We start from the raw sequence: 16142 nt of genomic DNA, 5'->3' as shown, positions 1-16142 counted from the left end.
CACGGGAATTGCTACTTATTACATGTTTATTGAAATTAATATGCAGCAGATACAATTCGTGAAAAACATTCAGTTTACACGCCTGATCAAGGCAGAAGGACGGCTCCGTGAGTTTAATTTCAGAAAAATGATTTTACTCCAGGAGACTCTTTTTTCGGTTGATGTGGTAGATGACAGGGGCAACCGTATTATGTTCCGGATGAGAAGACATGACAGCGACTGGCAGATCATTCCGCAACCATTACCGGCATGGGTTCAGCAGCAGGAGAAGTTGATGAGTGATATGATCAATGAGGAGCTGAACGGTCAAAGTTTTAATGTTTATTAATCGGAACTGTAATAACTTTCGGCCATAAGAAAATGCTAATACGACTTTATGGCCGGAATTCTTGACCTCGTTGGAAATACCCCAATCGTAGAACTGAAGAATGTTACAGTCAATCCCTCAGTAACCATTTTCGCAAAACTAGAAGGAAACAATCCGGGTGGAAGTGTCAAGGACCGGGCGGCCTATGGAATGATCAAAGGCGCACTGGACCGGGGAGAATTACGTCCGGGCATGAAACTGATCGAAGCCACAAGTGGCAACACCGGCATTGCGCTGGCAATGATCGCCAGCCTGTTCGGGGTAGAAATTGAGTTGGTCATGCCCGAAGATGCCACCCGGGAACGCGTTCGAAGCATGGAGGCGTTTGGCGCAAAGGTTGTACTCACCCCACGGGAAAAATCAATGGAAGGTGCGATCGATTATGCCACTGAAAAGGTGCAGCAGGGCGGCTTCCTGATGTTGAATCAATTTGCCAACCCCGACAATTACCTCATGCATTACCGGACTACAGGACCGGAGATCTGGCGCGACACGGAAGGAAAAATCACTCACTTCGTATCCGCAATGGGTACAACGGGTACGATCATGGGCGTTTCCAGGTTCATGAAAGAAAAGAATACAGAGATCCAGATCATTGGTTGCCAGCCGACCGACGGATCAAAGATCCCTGGCATCAGGAAATGGCCTGTTGCCTATCTCCCCAAAATCTTTGAACGCAGTCGTGTTGACAGGGTGATGGAAGTTTCAGAAAATGACGCGCGGATTATGTCGAACCGGCTCGCACGCGAAGAAGCCATCTTTTGCGGAATGAGCAGCGGTGGTGCGGTGCATGCAGCTGTTCAGCTGTCACGTGAGCTGTCGGGTGGAACAATAGTCTGCATCATCTGTGATCGCGGCGATCGTTACCTCAGCTCTGACCTTTTTGGCTAAACCCAGGTTCCATTGATGTACCAATCTTCCTGTTGACTTAATCACTCATTCACTCATCCACTCATTCACTTTCTTTTGCTTCTCTTCACACTCTCCATAAAAAAAAGCAGGATCGACGGCAAAGGTTGCTTTGCAGCACAAACAATTCCCACGCATCGAAAAATAGGTGAGCTGGAAGGTGAAACTATCAGTGTGCGTGAGGCAAGAAAACGTGTCAAACTTCAAAAGCGGTTAGCCATGGTGGAGTTTGGCGATGGACGTGCTCTCGATGCGTCTGTACATTCGAATGAACTGCGTTATGTCAATCACTCCTGCAGGCCCAATATTTTTATGCGATGCTGTTATGGCAAGGTAGAATTCTATACACTGCGGCGAATCCGGAAAGGTGAAGAGCTTACCTGTAATTATGGTGAAACACATCACGATGGAAAGTTGTTATGCAATTGCGGAGAGTCATGTTGCAGGGGTTCTTTATAGAACTAAAACCAGGTCCAGAATATTAACAATATCCACAACTTGTGCATAAGTAACTTTGTTATAATTCATGTGGAGAATTATATTTGGTAAGTACCTATTGAAGACAGGCGTAACTGATTCGCCGATTGAAGTTGGTAACATTTGTGAACATTAAACTGAAGCGAATTGACAGAAAAAATAATCAACCTCGAAACCGTTAACCCCATTGAATTTTTTGGAGTAAACAACGGCAAACTGGATATACTGAAGAAAAAGTTTCCCCTTTTAAAAATCCTCTCCCGCGGAACACAGATCAAGTTAAGTGGTGCGCCTGAACAGGTTGACAGTGCGAAGGAAAAGATTGACCTGATCGTGCAATACCTGGAGCGGAACGGACATATGAGTGAAAATTATTTTGAACAGATCCTGGGTGGTGATGATGCAGAAACCATCGACAACTTTGTTGAACGGAATCCGAACGACATCCTGGTATTCGGACCCAACGGCAAAACTGTTCGGGCAAGGACTGCCAACCAGAAAAGGATGGTTGGAGGTATCGATAAAAACGACATCCTTTTTGCGATCGGACCAGCTGGTACCGGTAAAACGTACACTGCAGTTGCACTTGCAGTCAGGGCTCTTAAAAATAAACTCGTTAAAAAGATCATCCTTACCCGCCCGGCTGTTGAAGCAGGCGAAAGCCTGGGCTTTCTCCCTGGTGATCTGAAGGAAAAGATTGACCCTTACTTACGCCCATTATACGATGCGCTGGATGACATGATACCAGCCGACAAGCTCGGGTACTACATGAGTAATCGTACCATTGAGATCGCCCCGCTGGCATACATGCGAGGCCGGACATTGGACAATGCCTTCATCATTCTTGATGAAGCACAGAACGCGACTGACCTGCAGTTGAAAATGTTCCTGACCCGTATTGGTGCCAATGCAAAGGCAATCATTACAGGCGATCTCACCCAGGTTGATTTGCCGAAAAACCAAAAAAGCGGGCTTGAAAAAGCTACGCGCATCCTCAGGAACATAGATGGCATTGCCCATATAGTTCTTGATGAGGAAGACGTGGTCAGACACCGCCTGGTTAAGGCTATTATCAGGGCTTATGACCGCGAGAAGGAGAAAGAACAACATGCTCCTTAACTAATTCGTAGCCGTTAAGAATTAGGCGCCGGGTATGCCCGACGCCTTTTTTATTTAAGTTTGCAATCATGAAATATACAGCCGGCATCTGCCTCTTAAGTTTGTCCCTCTCCTTTGCTGCTTGCTCCGGAAATGAGAACTATACCAAAGCAGAAGATGCTATGGACGCCGGCCGGGAATTCATCCGGGCATCCCTTGACGGCAACATGAAAAAAGCGAATTTTTACCTGTTGCAGGATTCCACCAACCAGATGATCTTCGATAAATGGAAATATGATGTGTACAACAAACTGAGTCCGGAAGAAAGAACGAACTACCGCCAGGCCAACATACTTACCGTTAAGGTTGACAAGCTGGATGATTCTACAGTAAATTTCACTTATTCAAACACCTATAAATCAAAAGATACCACCACGGTTAAGATCGTACGAAAAGATGGTGAGTGGCTGGTTGACCTGAAAGAAATTCATTGACATGCTTAAAAACTACCTGCTGGTCGCAATTGGCGGAATGACGGGTTCCCTGTTGCGGTATGGCATGAGCCAGCTGGTCAGATCTGCATCATTCCCTTCTGCAACTCTTTTGGTGAACCTTGCCGGATCGTTTGCAATCGGGATCATCCTTGGTTGTTATTCTACCAACAGCAGCCAGGATGAATCGCTGCGTCTCCTCCTGGCTACAGGTCTATGCGGTGGCTTTACCACCTTTTCGGCTTTCAGCGCGGAAAACTGGCAATTGATTCAAAATGGCAACTACTCCACCGCCCTGTTGTATATTGCAGCCACTTTGCTGTTGGGTATTGGCGCAACAGCATTTGGATTTATTCTCACAAAAAATTAATTGATTGATATGTTAACGGTATCACATCCCTGGCATGCAGTGCCAACAGGCGATCAGTCGCCCCGTATTGTTAATGCAGTTATTGAAATTCCTCAAGGCTCCAGGGCTAAATATGAAATTGATAAGGAGAGCGGGTTATTGAAACTGGACCGGATCATTTACTCCTCCTTCTACTACCCTTGCAACTATGGCTTCATTCCGAAAACTTACGGTGATGATAAAGACCCCCTGGATATCCTGGTAATTACTTCGCAGTCGGTTCAGGCATTGTGTCTCATGGAAGCTAAGGTCATCGGAGTTATGCGGATGATCGACAGCGGTGATGCAGATGACAAGATCATCGCAGTTGCTGCAAACGATCCGAGTGTGAACTACTACAATAACATTGAAGAACTTCCCAAACACTTCTTTGATGAACTGAGGCACTTCTTCGAAGAATACAAAAAACTGGAAAACAAGACTGTTATCGTAAACGAATTCCAGGATAAGGCAACTGCCCTTAAGATCATCCAGGACGGCATCAACTTCTACAAGGAAAACTTCCAGAAATAACATGGGCACTTCCGAGGTAATCACCATCATCATCATTGGTATCGCGGCAGGTGTGCTCAGCGGACTTGTGGGTGTTGGCGGTGGTATTATCCTCGTACCTGCACTTATCTACTTTTTCAAATATGACCAGCACCAGGCGCAGGGTACGTCGTTAGGCGTACTCGCGCTGCCTGTTGTAATACTCGCGTTTCTCCAGTATTACAAATTCTGCCGCGACTCAGGTCACCCGATCGACTTCCGGGTGATTGGATTCCTGGCACTGGGATTCGTCTTCGGCGGTTTATTTGGTGGCAAGATCGCGGCACGCATTGATACAGTGCTGATGAAGAAGATCTTTGCCCTGATTCTCTTTTATACAGCGTTCAAATTACTTGGGTGGGACTCAATGCTCGCAGGCTGGATCAAAAGCCTGTTCGTTAAAAATAGCGGCGGATAAGACGAAGGCGGTGGGTTCTTTTGCCCTGGTCACGACTTAAGATCCCGGCATGATCAATGTCATCCACCCTCACCTTCCCGCTTGCATGAATGATCTCCCGGTCATTGAACAAGATCCCCACGTGTGAAATCCTGCCATCCGGCTCATCAAAGAACGCCAGGTCACCGCAACGCGCTTCCTGCAAAAAACCTATCGATTCCCCTTCCCTGGCCTGGAGCCAGGCATCACGCTGCAGGTGAACATCCAGCTGGCGGTAAACCATCTGTGCGAACCCGCTGCAATCGATGCCTGCAGATGTTCTTCCACCCCAGACATACGAAGCATTGAGGTATTGGAAAGCAGCCGCTCTCAGTACTTCCTGCCGATCCGCCAGGTCACTGGCTGACCTGTGAAGCAGCCCGGTAAATGAAATCTTGAAAACACCTGCCATCACTGGTGCGTTGTACACCGGCGTACCCGTAAACACCTGCATCGGCTGTCCGTTTACGTTAGCCATGCCATTTGCACCACTGAAGTAACCTTTTATTTCCGGCACTTCGCCTTTTACTTCTTCAAGCTGGATCCGCTGACACCATCCTTCGTAACCATCATGAAGGCTTCTTACCTGGAGCCATTGTTCGTTTGACGTATCCAGCACATGTACCTGTTCACCCAGCAACAGCTGGCTTGTCATTTCACTACGGTGATCAGCCAACTCGCGGACAGGACAAACGGCAACCACGGGAATAAATATCTTATCAGACATAGCTGCCAAATTATGGAATAAACAGGGTATATGCATCTTATAAATAAATGATAAATTGTCCCGGTGAATACAGACAGGCAATCCCATATCACGGAACAGGAATTACTTAACAGGTTCTATGCCGACAGGAATAAAGAATGGCTGGGAATACTGCTCCAACGCTACACCTTGTTGTTACTTGGTGTTTGCATGAAGTACCTGAAGAACGAAGAGGCTGCCCGTGATGCAGTTCAACAGATATTTTTAAAAGCGATCACTGAACTGGAGAAATACCGTGTAGACTACTTCAAAAGCTGGCTGTACATGATTGCCAAAAATCATTGCCTGATGCAATTCCGCGACAAGAACAAAGTTCCCGTTGAATTGAATGAACAGGTGCTGATACAGGAAGCTGATGATGTTTTGCAATCAATCAGGGAGAAAGACCAGCTGCTCGACTGGATGCATGACTCACTTAAATCACTTAGCCCGGAACAGCAGCAATGTGTAACTTTATTCTACCTGGAAAAGAAAAGCTACCAGCAGATCGCAGAGGAGACGGGATACAGCCTGCTGCAGGTAAAGAGTTTCATTCAGAATGGAAAGCGGAACCTGAAACTTTTGATCCTGCGGCGGCAGCAACAAAATGATAAGATCAAATGAACAACCTGTTAAACATATTGGCCAACAGCAATAAGGATATCGACAACCAGTTGCTGATGGATTATATCAGCGGCAGGTTATCCAATGCCGACCAGCATGCAGTTGAAGAATGGCTTGAGGAAAACCAGTTCGCGGCCGACGCAATCGAAGGCTTACAGCAATTCGGCAACCAGGATCAGCTCCAGGACTATGTAGTACAATTGAACCGCGAATTAAAACAGTACCTGCAACAGAAAAAGCAACGCAGGGATAACCGTTACTGGAAGGACAAACATTGGACTTATACCGCGATTGTATTTATCCTGCTCTTTATCATCATTGCATTTGTGATGATAAGAATACTCGCCGGCGGATCGGGAAATTAGTACCCTAATATGGAGTCCTGGTTTCCCTGTCAATCCATTCCGTAAACACCGACGTCGCTTCACTTGCAGGATGAAAATGAAAAGGGATTACCCTGTCCAGGAAGGATACATTCAACTCCTCATAGATCATGGAATCGTCAAATCCTGCTGCTGCAGCGTCCTGGCGGGATGCTGCATAATACACCACTGCTGGCCTTGCCCAGTAAATTGCGCCCATGCACATGGGACATGGTTCGCAGGAAGCATATATTTCACACCCGGTAAGCTGAAAATCTTTAAGAAGAGAGCAAGCCTCACGAATGGCTACCACCTCGGCATGAGCCGTGGGGTCGTTGGTGGATAACACCTTATTGTGCGTTGCCACCAACACCTTCCCATCCTTGACGATTACACAACCAAAAGGTCCGCCCTGTCCCTCATTCATACCTTTCCTGGCCTCTTCAATGGCCAGGCGTAGAAATGCCTGTTGTTGACTGTTCATAATTGCTCAGTTTACTTCACAACAGGAAAGTTACAAAGGCTGCGGCGATTACTGGTACTGAATATAGATTGGCATCGGCTTCAGCTTTACAAGTTCATCAGCGGTCATCAACCTGCCTGGAGTTTCCTTGAGGTCGTTCTTGTAAAACACCTTGAAGCCGGTATATTCAACAGGGTCCTTTGAAACAAATTGCCTGTATGTATTCAGTTTCCTTGCAGGTGCTCCCCAACCATCCATATGCATCACCACCTGCACTTCAGGACGCGTTTTGATTTGTGGGGTATTGGTAACCATTGGCCTTGTGAAGCGGTGTACTACCAGCACTTTTGCAGGCAGGTTATTCTTTTTAACAAGGTTTGTAAGGTAGTCGGAAGCATAGTTGATATCGGCTGCATCAAATGTTCCGATAACCTTGCCTGGCGCCTGGCCACCCTTCATGGAGAACTCGGGATCAATTCCGAGGTGAACATTGGGCATTGCCAGGTATTTTTCCAGCTGCGGAATTTCTTCCTGCAGGTTACTGAGTCCAACCTGGATATCGAGGAACACGATCGCGTCAATCTTCTTCGCCATATTTAAAACCGAATCGATCTGGTGGAATGGCATGCGGAGGCGGTACTTGCCACCTTTACCCGGACTTCCCTGGGCAGTTACTGCGATATAATGCAATGCAGGCTGAACGGGCATCTGGGGATCAGCTGTTTCCCATTTTTTTACTTCCTCTTTTAACCGGCCAAGCATTTGTGCCGGCGGAAGCTCTCCCAGGATTCCCATACGTGTGCTGTACAGGTTTCCGTAATATGCGATGATTCTTTTATATGGAAGAATAGCTCCGGCTGCAGGAATATCCGTTTTAACGGGCCAGCGGCCTGAACTGTCTCCATTCGTAATATGTGTCAGAACTTTGTTGAAAGCAGCTGTATCAGGTGCCGGGAGTACAGGACTTGCCGGTGTTGATGCAGTTGCGGCTTCAGCGGCGGCCGCGAGCCCATCTGAGGATGTGTCGGCCTTTGCAACTACAGTTGCTGCGGCATTCTTTTCCGAATAGGCATTTCCGCAGGATACAATTGTGAACATAACGGGTACGGTCATTACCCAGTTCATCAGGTACTTGATTTTCATAAACTACTATTTAGTCACAGGATATTCTGGAATTATTTTACATATGCAATTACCCTTCCAAAACGTAAATGCCTGGATTTTATTTTAACACTTTTTTCTTCGGTCATGCATGCCCGGTTTCGGCATCGTCTGTTCCCTGCCCTGCTTTTCCTGCCGCCCCTTTCTTTTCCGGCTCAAGCGAATCGCGGAGTTTAGTCCACCACCCGCCAGCCTTGGTTTTCAATTCCTCCCAGGTTGTTTTTGCTTCATCATCCCAGGTATCCATTTCCCCTTTTAGTTCGTCGATTTTTTCACTTGCCTTTTGCTTCAGCTCTTCAATTTTCTCATCACTGAAACCAGTCTTAGCCTGAAACTGTTTCCATAATTCCTCAGCTTTATCCCCGACCTTGTCCCAGGTGGCGGAAAATTTTTCTTCTGCAGACTTGTTGCCTGATTTTCCGGATTGATCGTTGTTCATGACGTAAGTTTTAGGCTATACCTAAAGTTACGCATAATCACTTACCGTCATATATGACGCCGGAAGTCGGTGTTTCATGCAGCTCCACTTTGGTCAGCAGGGAAAGGTGTGGTTTAATCTGGTCCCAGATATACACTGCAATTCGTTCACAGGTTGGGTTTTCCAGTCCCACTAAATTATTCAGGCATTTATGATCGAGACTTGCAACTACCGGTTTCACCACGCGTTTCAGGTCGGCGAAATCCATTACCCAGCCCAATTCGGGGTGTAATGGTCCTTCCAGCCATACCCTAAGCCGGTATGTATGACCATGCATTTCCTTGCATTTGTGCCCCTCCGGAACATTAGGCAGGAAATGAGCCGAATCAAACGTAAACTCCTTAAACAACAACATACTTCTGAAAAATAAGATTGCAAAGGTACGATTGTCTGCTGAAGATTGGGCCTGCCAGTAAGGTTACTTGTTGAGGGCCGCCACCAGTTCCATCATATCAGATTCTTTCTTGGGGCTGAAGTTCTTGTGGGATTCCAGGTAAGTTGTGATCCTGGATGAAAAATTAACCGTTTCCGCCTGGAAATCCTTTTTTGACTTTGGTACTTTAATGATCGTATTGGCCGTAACATGATACAGCATCAGATCCTCTTCCACCTTAAATGATTTTGCGGTCTTGCCAATATTCACCATTTCTTCAAACACGGACTTACGTGAATATTTAAGCAGGTGAAAGTTCGGGCCTTCCATTAATACTTCGTAGTATGTTTTTTCCGACGAATTTCCGGCAGGTCCATAACCGTTGCGCAGATGAAAAGCCCTGTCATGACCATTCAATTTGCCGGCAAACCTGATCTCTTTTACCGGATCCATAAATACCTGTTCTTCATTCAGCTTCCTGAACAGTGGCTTATTGATATACATATCAAAATTCAGTTCAGAGATCTCGGCTACCTGGCCATCAGCAAACGTGATTGTACCGTTACCCCAGGATTCACTGACGAAAGGAGATCCAATTATGTCATTCCCCTTCCAGATCAGGCCCCTGCCTTCGCGGTCGTAGGCTTCCACTAGTTTGCTGCCGTTGATGTTGGTATGATACACCTGGGAATGAAGAGCACTGGTAATGGCTGAGAATGCGAGGAAAACAAAGACTTTTTTCAAGGAGTAAAATTTGTTGGTTGGTGAAACTGTTAATCAAAGATTCAAGGCAGACACCATACTCACAAGGTCATTTTCCTCTTTTACATTGAACCCTTTGTGGCCATTAAGATAGGATTTAATTTCATTTGGCGAAACAGCAAGGAACTCCTCCATACCCCTTTTTCCAGCCGGCACATGCAGCATCTGGTTCCGGGCTACATCGTAAATAAACCAGCTTTTTTCCTGCTGGTATACCTTATCCGATTTACCCGGATGAACAAACACCTCTCCCACGCGCTTTGATACCAGTGAAAGCAAATGGTATTTATTCCCTTCGGTCAAAACCTGGTAATAAGTGGCGGGTGTAGATTTGGAACCCGCTTCTGGATAACTGTTGCGAAACATAAAATCTTTTTGCCTGCCGTTTTCCTCGACCCGGAAACGAATCTCCTTTACCGGGTGAACAAAACTGAAGATTTCGCCGCCTTTTTTAAACAAGGGGGTATTGTCAAGCTGGTTGAAATTCAGTTCGATCGCATCTGCCCGCTCACCAGTGGCAAATATTACTGTTCCCCTTCCCCAGTTTTCGGTGCAGTAGGGCGTTCCTTCAATTTCAGCAGCCCTGTTTGCTATAGGCCTTCCCTTAAGGTCATAGGCCTCTATTACCGAACTGCTGTTTAAATTATTCTGGACAACTACCTGCCCGCGGGAGTGCAGGCAGGATATGCAAAATAGTATGAGAAGCGCTGGGGTTTTCATACCCTTAATTTAAGGGAATTTTCAGGCCCTTTTCCGCTTTACAGGAATTAATTCCTGGATCGCCTTTGTCAGCGAAGGCAGCGTTATTTTACCGCTGTACAACTGGTCATTGATAAAGATCGCAGGCACGTCCCGTACCCCTTTATCAACCCCTTCGAGCAAATCTGCCCTTACGGTCCAGCCATATACCGAATCCACAAGTTTCGGAATGAAATTCTTGTCTTTCACCCCGGCTTCGATCGCATAACTTTTCAGGCTTATGGATCCCAGTCTTTTCCGGTTTGCGAACAACAGGTGGTGCATCTCCCAGAACTTACCTTCCTGAACAGCTGCTACGGCTGCCTCTGCTGCCTTATGGGCAAACTGGTGGATCCTGGTCAGTGGAAAATGCCGGAACTGGAACCTCACGGCCGTTCCCTGCTGTTTTAACACCTGATCAATAACTTCCTGCGCCCTGGCACAGGCCTCACTTTCATAGTCGCCGTACATGACAATGGTCACCGGCGCTTTTTCCTCACCAATCCAAACGGTTCGTGGTTCAATGATTTCCAGTTTGTTGGGGTTGGCCATACTTTACTCCTTTTTTTTGTATAGTTGTTCTGGTCGTGGCAATTAATAACAAAATGCCCATTTGATTGTTCACCCGGCCTGGGCCCTGATCATTTCCCCGAAACCCCAGCCTTTTGCGAGGGCTGCAACAGCGAGCGCAATTCTCTTTTCCCGGGTCGGCTGCGTTTTGGCTGATTCTATCCACTTGCTGAAATAGCGCTGGTGCGACGGTGCGAGTTTATGAAAAGTCGTATAAGCGTCGGGGTCGTCTTCGAGGCATGCAACCAGGTCAGCATTGATTTCATATTCTTTTTTATCCAATAACAGGCTGATTTTCAACTGATCACCCTTCTTTTTATGCAACTTTCTGCGGATGTCAGCCTTAAGGGGAAGAATAAAATTGCCCTCTCCCATTGGTATCAGTGCCATTCCCTCAATCGGGGTTTCATCCAGCCTGCCCTTTACCCGGTACGATTTCCTGACACCGGGGTTCAGTTCTCCTGCGATGGCTTCCGGTACTTCGATATAGGTCCATCCTGTTTTCTCCCCCTGCTCGTCAAACTTCTTTATAATGGTAGTATACCTGATCATGAACATAAATTGACCAGTTCCGGGAGGTCCGGGTATTCCTGTGCAAGTACAGGATCCAGGGCCGTGCGGAAATCTTTCTGAATAGTATATGCTTTCATTTTCTGCGCTTCGTATCCTGTTCTTACCATTTCGTTTATCCGATCGGGTGACGCACCGGGACTGATCCATTCCAGGGCCAGTCTTTCATCGAGGATCAGTGGCATCCGCTTTTTTTTATTATGCACCTGTTCCATCAATTCATTGGCGGCTGTTGTAACGATGGCAAAACCGGTCAGCATTTCGCCGGTCTCCTGGTCGGTCCACGACTGCCAGATGCCAGCGATATAAAAAACCGGTCGGTCCGGAAGGTAAATGAAGTAAGGAAAGGCCAGGTCTTTTTTTGCGCCCTTCGGCTTCCAATGCCTCCATTCAAAAAACCCGGATGAGGGCACGAGGCACCTTCTTTTCAAGGCTGCATCCTTGTACAACCTCGATTCAAGCATGTTCTCACCTACGGCGTTCAGGGTGTTGTACTTTTCGCGCGATGCTTCCAGCGCCTGCCTTGTTCTCGACCAGGGTGACAGGAACTCCCAATGTGCTATCTGCATCACAGGCCGGCGGTCCATGGCCGACCAGACAATGATCGGCCAGTCGCCATATTCAAAACCACTTCTCATCGGGTTCTCCCACGCAAGCTGGTCCGGGAGGTGAAGGCGGTAGTCGCCAATGTCGAAAGCATGGCTGACTGGAACAATAAGCCGGTTAAAATAACACATGCCTAAATGTAATTATTCATTTCTGAATACTACCACGCCATCAAACACATCTACCAATACTGGTTTGTTCTTATCCACATCGCCCATGAGTATGCGCTTACTCAATGTATTTACAATCTCTTTCTGGATCAGGCGTTTCAATGGCCGCGCACCGAACACAGGATCAAAACCGTTCTCCGCAAGGTAATCGATGGCATAATCCGTAAAATCGAGATTGATCCCGTTCTTTTCAACAAGGTCTTCGAGGTGCTTCAGCTGGATCGTAACAATGCTCTTGATATCGTTCCGCAACAATGGCTGGAACATGATGATCTCATCCACACGGTTGAGGAATTCCGGCCTGATGGTCTGCTTCAGCAGCTCCATTACTTCGACCCTCGTTTTATCAACAACTTCTTCCTTGTTCTTTTCCGTAACATCTTCAAAGTTTGCCTGGATTATATGGCTTCCGATGTTGCTGGTCATTATGATGATCGTATTCTTAAAATCCACTACCCTCCCTTTGTTATCGGTAAGTCTACCGTCATCAAGCACCTGCAGCATGATATTCCACACATCAGGGTGTGCTTTTTCGATCTCGTCGAGGAGCACAACACTATAAGGCTTTCTCCTCACTGCTTCAGTAAGCTGGCCGCCTTCATCATAGCCGACATAGCCGGGAGGCGCACCAACCAGGCGTGAAACGGTATGTTTTTCCTGGTATTCGCTCATGTCGATCCTTGTCATCATATGGTCATCATCGAACAGGTATTCTGCCAATGCTTTGGCAAGTTCGGTTTTACCTACTCCGGTAGTGCCCAGGAAAATAAATGAACCGATAGGCCGGCGCGGATCGCTCAATCCAGCCCTGCTCCGGCGGATGGCATCGGCAACAGCGGTTATGGCTTCATCCTGCCCGATTACCCTTTCATGCAGGTGTTGTTCCAGGTGAAGCAATTTTTCTTTCTCACTCTGCAGCATCCTCGATACGGGAATACCGGTTGCCTTCGCAATGGCTTCGGCAATGTCTTCCGCATCCACTTCCTCCTTCATCAACCTGCTTCCCTGTGCACTGAATGCCTGCAGCTCGGCAGTGTATTCAGCAAGCAGTTTTTCCTGCTCCTGTACTTTTCCGTACCTGATCTCCGCCACGCGTCCGTAGTCACCGTTTCTTTCCGCTCTTTCAGCCTCGAGTTTCAGTTCTTCAATGTTTGCCTTGGCTGATTGCAATCTTTCAACAAGATCTTTTTCCTGCTGCCATTTTGCTTTCAAAGTGTCGCGTTCAACACTAAGGTTACTGATGTCGATGTTCAGGTCGCGAAGCCGTTGTTCATCGTTTTCGCGCTTGATCGCTTCGCGTTCAATTTCCAGCTGGCGGATCTGCCTTTCCAGCCTGTCAAGTTCTTCAGGCATCGAGTTCATTTCCAGCCGGAGTTTTGCCGCACTCTCATCGATCAGGTCAATCGCTTTATCCGGAAGGAACCTGTCGGTAATATACCGGTGCGATAACTCAACGGCTGCAATGATGGCTTCATCCTTGATCCGGACATGGTGGTGGGTTTCATACCGGTCTTTTATTCCCCGGAGGATAGAAATCGCATCTTCAACCGAGGGTTCGTCAATCATTACTTTCTGGAAACGGCGTTCGAGTGCCTTATCTTTTTCAAAGTACTTCTGGTATTCATTCAGTGTGGTTGCGCCGATTGCGCGCAGTTCACCGCGGGCGAGTGCAGGCTTAAGGATGTTGGCCGCATCCATCGCTCCTTCACCGCCACCGGCACCAATAAGTGTGTGTATCTCATCGATAAAGAGAATGATTTCGCCTTCGCTTTTACTTACTTCAGTAACCACGCCCTTCAACCTCTCTTCAAACTCACCCTTATACTTGGCACCTGCAATCAATTGCCCCATATCGAGCGCGAAGATGATCTTACTCTTCAGGTTTTCAGGAACATCCCCGTTCACGATTCTCATGGCCAGGCCTTCTGCAATCGCAGTTTTACCTACGCCCGGTTCACCCACGAGTATCGGGTTGTTCTTACTGCGCCGGGAAAGGATATGCAAGGTGCGCCTGATCTCCTCATCCCGCCCGATTACCGGATCCAGTTTTCCGTCGCGGGCTGCTTCGTTGAGGTTGCGTGCATATTTACTCAATACATTGAACTGGGTTTCCTGGGTCTGCGAGGTTATTGAGCTACCCTTTCGCAGGTCCTTGATCGCAGTGACCAGGCCCTTTTCGGTAAGGCCGGCGTCCTTCAGCAATTTTGCGGTGCTGTCGTTACCCTGCTCCAGGGCAAGCAGCAGGTGTTCGGGGGTCACAAATTCATCCCCGAAAGTCTTGAGTACAGCACCTGCCCGCAGAACCGTATTGTTGGCGTCGCGGCTGATGGATTGGGCAGGCTCCCCGCCCTGGGCTTTGGGCAATTTCTGCAACAAAGGCTCCAGCTGGGATTCCAGCTGGGATACGTTTACTGCATTCTTTTTAAGCAGGTATTCTACTGGAGAATCCTGCTGATCGAGCAATGCTTTCAGGAGGTGCTCGGTCTCTATATTCTGGTGCTGCTGGTTGAAAGCAATCTGTTGTGATTGCTGAACGACCTCTGCAGCCTTAACTGTAAAATTATTCAGGTTCATAATTGGATATAAAAAGGTTTCTAATAGACATCAAACCATAAACCAGCCCCGGTTTTCCGGCAATAATGTCATCTTTTAATTAGAATTCATGACTCAAATGCAGTGCGCCAACAGTTTTTATGAAATATTTGCAGTACATACAACATGAGGACATTAAATTTAGGCAGTAAAGCCAAGCTTATGCGTAACCTGATGAACACCGTTAGTACCCTGTTACTTGTCATCCTGTTTATTCCCGCCTTTTCCCAGGTTAAAAAACAAAAGGGGATCGATATCCCCGCCATCACCGATGGCTTACAGCGATACAAAAAAGACCTGGGTAATGATTTTGTCGTAATTGTTCATAAGGACGGTAAAGAAGTTTACCGGCAGGAGTTCGGGGAAATGAAAGTAATGAGCCAGGAACCTATCGGTGCCGCCAGCCAGTGGCTCACAGCTGCCCTGCTCATGACGTTTGTCGATGAAGGTAAACTTGCACTGGACGATAAGCTGGGCGATTACCTTCCCATTTACCAAAGTTACAGCAAAGGATATATTACGCTGCGGCAATGTCTTGCCCATACCACATCTATTGAAGCCGACCCGCCCACTTTCCGCACTGTACTCAAAAAGAAGAAATTCGGGACACTGGAAGAGGAAGTGAACAGCTTCGCGAAAGACAGGAATATGATGGGCAAACAGGGTACGCAGTTTTATTATGGCAACATGGGGCCTAATATTGCCGGCAGAGTTGCGGAAGTGGTAAGTAAAAGAAATTTCGACCGGCTCATGAGGGAAAGAATTGCCAGGCCGCTTGGTTTACGCCGCACTTCCTTTGCCGGCGATGGGCTTACCGGTGAAAATCCATCATCCGGTGCCTTATCAACGTCCGAAGATTATATCAAGTTCCTGGTGATGCTGCAGAACAAGGGAATGTACAACGGTAAGCAAATATTAAGTGAGCAGGCCGTTGCTGAAATGATGAAAATGCAGACCGGCACCGCAAAGATCACCTATACCTCTCCGTTGTCGCAGGGCAATTCGTATGGACTCGGTTGCTGGATCCAGGAGAAGGACAATGCCGGAAATGCAGCATTGGTAAACTGTCCCGGTATCAGCGGCACCTGGCCATGGATTAACCTGGCAAAAGGTTATTCAGCCATTGTGTTTACAAAAGGAGAAATGCCCGATCAGAAGCGCGTGATGTTTGAAGAAATCCGCACCCTGATCGAGCAAAACATTCCATAAC

The 16142-nt window shown here is 47.3% G+C and carries 22 protein-coding genes; 11 read left to right on the top strand and 11 right to left on the bottom strand.

Going from position 1 to position 16142, the window contains the following annotated elements; translation table 11 throughout:
- The 8 genes from OI18_RS19405 to OI18_RS19375 all read left to right on the top strand — a co-directional run.
- The coding region (locus tag OI18_RS19405; protein ID WP_240312803.1) for a hypothetical protein at positions 1 to 328 on the top strand (328 nt) is incomplete at its 5' end.
- Between the two features lie 48 nt (positions 329 to 376).
- Positions 377 to 1258, top strand: a complete 882-nt coding sequence (gene cysM / locus OI18_RS19400; RefSeq protein WP_039142862.1) for a cysteine synthase CysM — start codon at positions 377 to 379, stop codon at positions 1256 to 1258.
- A 75-nt stretch (positions 1259 to 1333) separates the two neighbouring features.
- Positions 1334 to 1735, top strand: coding sequence for an SET domain-containing protein (locus tag OI18_RS24320; protein WP_205410076.1), 402 nt, complete (start codon positions 1334 to 1336; stop codon positions 1733 to 1735).
- 165 nt (positions 1736 to 1900) lie between these two features.
- Positions 1901 to 2872 (top strand): PhoH family protein, encoded by a 972-nt coding sequence (locus OI18_RS19395; RefSeq protein ID WP_039142860.1) that lies wholly within the window; start codon positions 1901 to 1903, stop codon positions 2870 to 2872.
- Positions 2873 to 2940: 68 nt separating this feature from the next.
- Complete coding sequence (locus OI18_RS19390) at positions 2941 to 3345, top strand: hypothetical protein (protein WP_039142857.1); 405 nt, start codon at positions 2941 to 2943, stop codon at positions 3343 to 3345.
- 1 nt (position 3346) lies between these two features.
- Positions 3347 to 3712 (top strand): fluoride efflux transporter CrcB, encoded by a 366-nt coding sequence (gene crcB / locus OI18_RS19385; RefSeq protein ID WP_039142856.1) that lies wholly within the window; start codon positions 3347 to 3349, stop codon positions 3710 to 3712.
- Between the two features lie 9 nt (positions 3713 to 3721).
- Complete coding sequence (locus OI18_RS19380) at positions 3722 to 4264, top strand: inorganic diphosphatase (RefSeq protein WP_039142854.1); 543 nt, start codon at positions 3722 to 3724, stop codon at positions 4262 to 4264.
- Between the two features lies 1 nt (position 4265).
- Positions 4266 to 4700, top strand: a complete 435-nt coding sequence (locus OI18_RS19375) for a TSUP family transporter (RefSeq protein ID WP_052273410.1) — start codon at positions 4266 to 4268, stop codon at positions 4698 to 4700.
- Here the strand turns inward: OI18_RS19375 and OI18_RS19370 are convergent.
- Complete coding sequence (locus OI18_RS19370) at positions 4681 to 5445, bottom strand: C40 family peptidase (RefSeq protein WP_039142852.1); 765 nt, start codon at positions 5443 to 5445, stop codon at positions 4681 to 4683. The genes OI18_RS19375 and OI18_RS19370 overlap by 20 nt on opposite strands.
- 63 nt (positions 5446 to 5508) lie before the next feature.
- Here OI18_RS19370 and OI18_RS19365 point away from each other — a divergent pair, with 63 nt between their 5' ends.
- Positions 5509 to 6087, top strand: a complete 579-nt coding sequence (locus tag OI18_RS19365) for an RNA polymerase sigma factor (protein WP_052273409.1) — start codon at positions 5509 to 5511, stop codon at positions 6085 to 6087.
- Positions 6084 to 6452 (top strand): anti-sigma factor, encoded by a 369-nt coding sequence (locus tag OI18_RS19360; RefSeq protein ID WP_039142851.1) that lies wholly within the window; start codon positions 6084 to 6086, stop codon positions 6450 to 6452. The genes OI18_RS19365 and OI18_RS19360 overlap by 4 nt, the downstream gene beginning before the upstream one ends.
- Positions 6453 to 6456: 4 nt before the next feature.
- Here OI18_RS19360 and OI18_RS19355 read toward each other — a convergent pair whose 3' ends face one another.
- The 10 genes from OI18_RS19355 to clpB form a co-directional block, all read right to left on the bottom strand.
- Positions 6457 to 6933 (bottom strand): nucleoside deaminase, encoded by a 477-nt coding sequence (locus OI18_RS19355; protein WP_039142850.1) that lies wholly within the window; start codon positions 6931 to 6933, stop codon positions 6457 to 6459.
- A 48-nt stretch (positions 6934 to 6981) separates the two neighbouring features.
- Positions 6982 to 8055, bottom strand: a complete 1074-nt coding sequence (locus tag OI18_RS19350) for a hypothetical protein (protein ID WP_039142849.1) — start codon at positions 8053 to 8055, stop codon at positions 6982 to 6984.
- Positions 8056 to 8158: 103 nt separating this feature from the next.
- Entirely contained in the window at positions 8159 to 8512 is a 354-nt protein-coding gene (locus OI18_RS19345) for a hypothetical protein (protein ID WP_039142848.1), read from the bottom strand.
- 37 nt (positions 8513 to 8549) lie between these two features.
- A complete protein-coding gene (gene queD / locus OI18_RS19340; RefSeq protein WP_039142847.1) occupies positions 8550 to 8906 on the bottom strand; it encodes a 6-carboxytetrahydropterin synthase QueD in 357 nt (118 codons plus the stop codon).
- Positions 8907 to 8969: 63 nt separating this feature from the next.
- Positions 8970 to 9668: a hypothetical protein gene (locus OI18_RS19335; RefSeq protein ID WP_039142846.1), complete on the bottom strand. Its 699-nt coding sequence runs from the start codon at positions 9666 to 9668 to the stop codon at positions 8970 to 8972.
- Positions 9669 to 9701: 33 nt separating this feature from the next.
- Entirely contained in the window at positions 9702 to 10406 is a 705-nt protein-coding gene (locus OI18_RS19330) for a hypothetical protein (RefSeq protein ID WP_039142844.1), read from the bottom strand.
- Positions 10407 to 10427: 21 nt separating this feature from the next.
- Positions 10428 to 10976, bottom strand: a complete 549-nt coding sequence (locus tag OI18_RS19325; RefSeq protein ID WP_052273408.1) for a DsbA family protein — start codon at positions 10974 to 10976, stop codon at positions 10428 to 10430.
- Positions 10977 to 11045: 69 nt separating this feature from the next.
- Positions 11046 to 11546 (bottom strand): YdeI/OmpD-associated family protein, encoded by a 501-nt coding sequence (locus OI18_RS19320; protein WP_039142842.1) that lies wholly within the window; start codon positions 11544 to 11546, stop codon positions 11046 to 11048.
- Entirely contained in the window at positions 11543 to 12301 is a 759-nt protein-coding gene (locus tag OI18_RS19315; protein WP_039142840.1) for an SOS response-associated peptidase, read from the bottom strand. Before OI18_RS19315 ends, OI18_RS19320 begins: the two co-directional genes overlap by 4 nt.
- A gap of 12 nt (positions 12302 to 12313) precedes the next feature.
- Positions 12314 to 14914, bottom strand: coding sequence for an ATP-dependent chaperone ClpB (gene clpB, locus OI18_RS19310; protein WP_039142838.1), 2601 nt, complete (start codon positions 14912 to 14914; stop codon positions 12314 to 12316).
- Between the two features lie 180 nt (positions 14915 to 15094).
- On the opposite strand from clpB, the gene OI18_RS19305 reads away from it, so the two are divergent.
- Positions 15095 to 16141 carry a serine hydrolase domain-containing protein gene (locus tag OI18_RS19305; protein WP_160290264.1) on the top strand — a complete coding sequence of 349 codons (1047 nt, stop codon included), beginning with the start codon at positions 15095 to 15097 and terminating at the stop codon, positions 16139 to 16141.
- Position 16142: the final 1 nt, after the last annotated feature.

The organism is Flavihumibacter solisilvae (assembly GCF_000814475.1).
Taxonomy (GTDB): Bacteria; Bacteroidota; Bacteroidia; order Chitinophagales; family Chitinophagaceae; genus Flavihumibacter; species Flavihumibacter solisilvae.
The sequence above is the reverse complement of the archived record's forward strand: the minus strand, read 5'-3'. Positions and strand labels throughout refer to the sequence as shown.

Excerpts from the sequence above, each read along its gene's own strand:
- cysM (WP_039142862.1), top strand. The coding sequence starts at position 377 with ATGGCCGGAATTCTTGACCTCGTTGGAAATACCCCAATCGTAGAACTG.
- OI18_RS19390 (WP_039142857.1), top strand. The coding sequence starts at position 2,941 with ATGAAATATACAGCCGGCATCTGCCTCTTAAGTTTGTCCCTCTCCTTT.
- crcB (WP_039142856.1), top strand. The coding sequence starts at position 3,347 with ATGCTTAAAAACTACCTGCTGGTCGCAATTGGCGGAATGACGGGTTCC.
- OI18_RS19380 (WP_039142854.1), top strand. The coding sequence starts at position 3,722 with ATGTTAACGGTATCACATCCCTGGCATGCAGTGCCAACAGGCGATCAG.
- OI18_RS19375 (WP_052273410.1), top strand. The coding sequence starts at position 4,266 with ATGGGCACTTCCGAGGTAATCACCATCATCATCATTGGTATCGCGGCA.
- OI18_RS19370 (WP_039142852.1), bottom strand. The coding sequence starts at position 5,445 with ATGTCTGATAAGATATTTATTCCCGTGGTTGCCGTTTGTCCTGTCCGC.
- OI18_RS19360 (WP_039142851.1), top strand. The coding sequence starts at position 6,084 with ATGAACAACCTGTTAAACATATTGGCCAACAGCAATAAGGATATCGAC.
- OI18_RS19355 (WP_039142850.1), bottom strand. The coding sequence starts at position 6,933 with ATGAACAGTCAACAACAGGCATTTCTACGCCTGGCCATTGAAGAGGCC.
- OI18_RS19350 (WP_039142849.1), bottom strand. The coding sequence starts at position 8,055 with ATGAAAATCAAGTACCTGATGAACTGGGTAATGACCGTACCCGTTATG.
- OI18_RS19345 (WP_039142848.1), bottom strand. The coding sequence starts at position 8,512 with ATGAACAACGATCAATCCGGAAAATCAGGCAACAAGTCTGCAGAAGAA.
- queD (WP_039142847.1), bottom strand. The coding sequence starts at position 8,906 with ATGTTGTTGTTTAAGGAGTTTACGTTTGATTCGGCTCATTTCCTGCCT.
- OI18_RS19330 (WP_039142844.1), bottom strand. The coding sequence starts at position 10,406 with ATGAAAACCCCAGCGCTTCTCATACTATTTTGCATATCCTGCCTGCAC.
- OI18_RS19325 (WP_052273408.1), bottom strand. The coding sequence starts at position 10,976 with ATGGCCAACCCCAACAAACTGGAAATCATTGAACCACGAACCGTTTGG.
- OI18_RS19320 (WP_039142842.1), bottom strand. The coding sequence starts at position 11,546 with ATGATCAGGTATACTACCATTATAAAGAAGTTTGACGAGCAGGGGGAG.
- OI18_RS19315 (WP_039142840.1), bottom strand. The coding sequence starts at position 12,301 with ATGTGTTATTTTAACCGGCTTATTGTTCCAGTCAGCCATGCTTTCGAC.
- clpB (WP_039142838.1), bottom strand. The coding sequence starts at position 14,914 with ATGAACCTGAATAATTTTACAGTTAAGGCTGCAGAGGTCGTTCAGCAA.
- OI18_RS19305 (WP_160290264.1), top strand. The coding sequence starts at position 15,095 with ATGCGTAACCTGATGAACACCGTTAGTACCCTGTTACTTGTCATCCTG.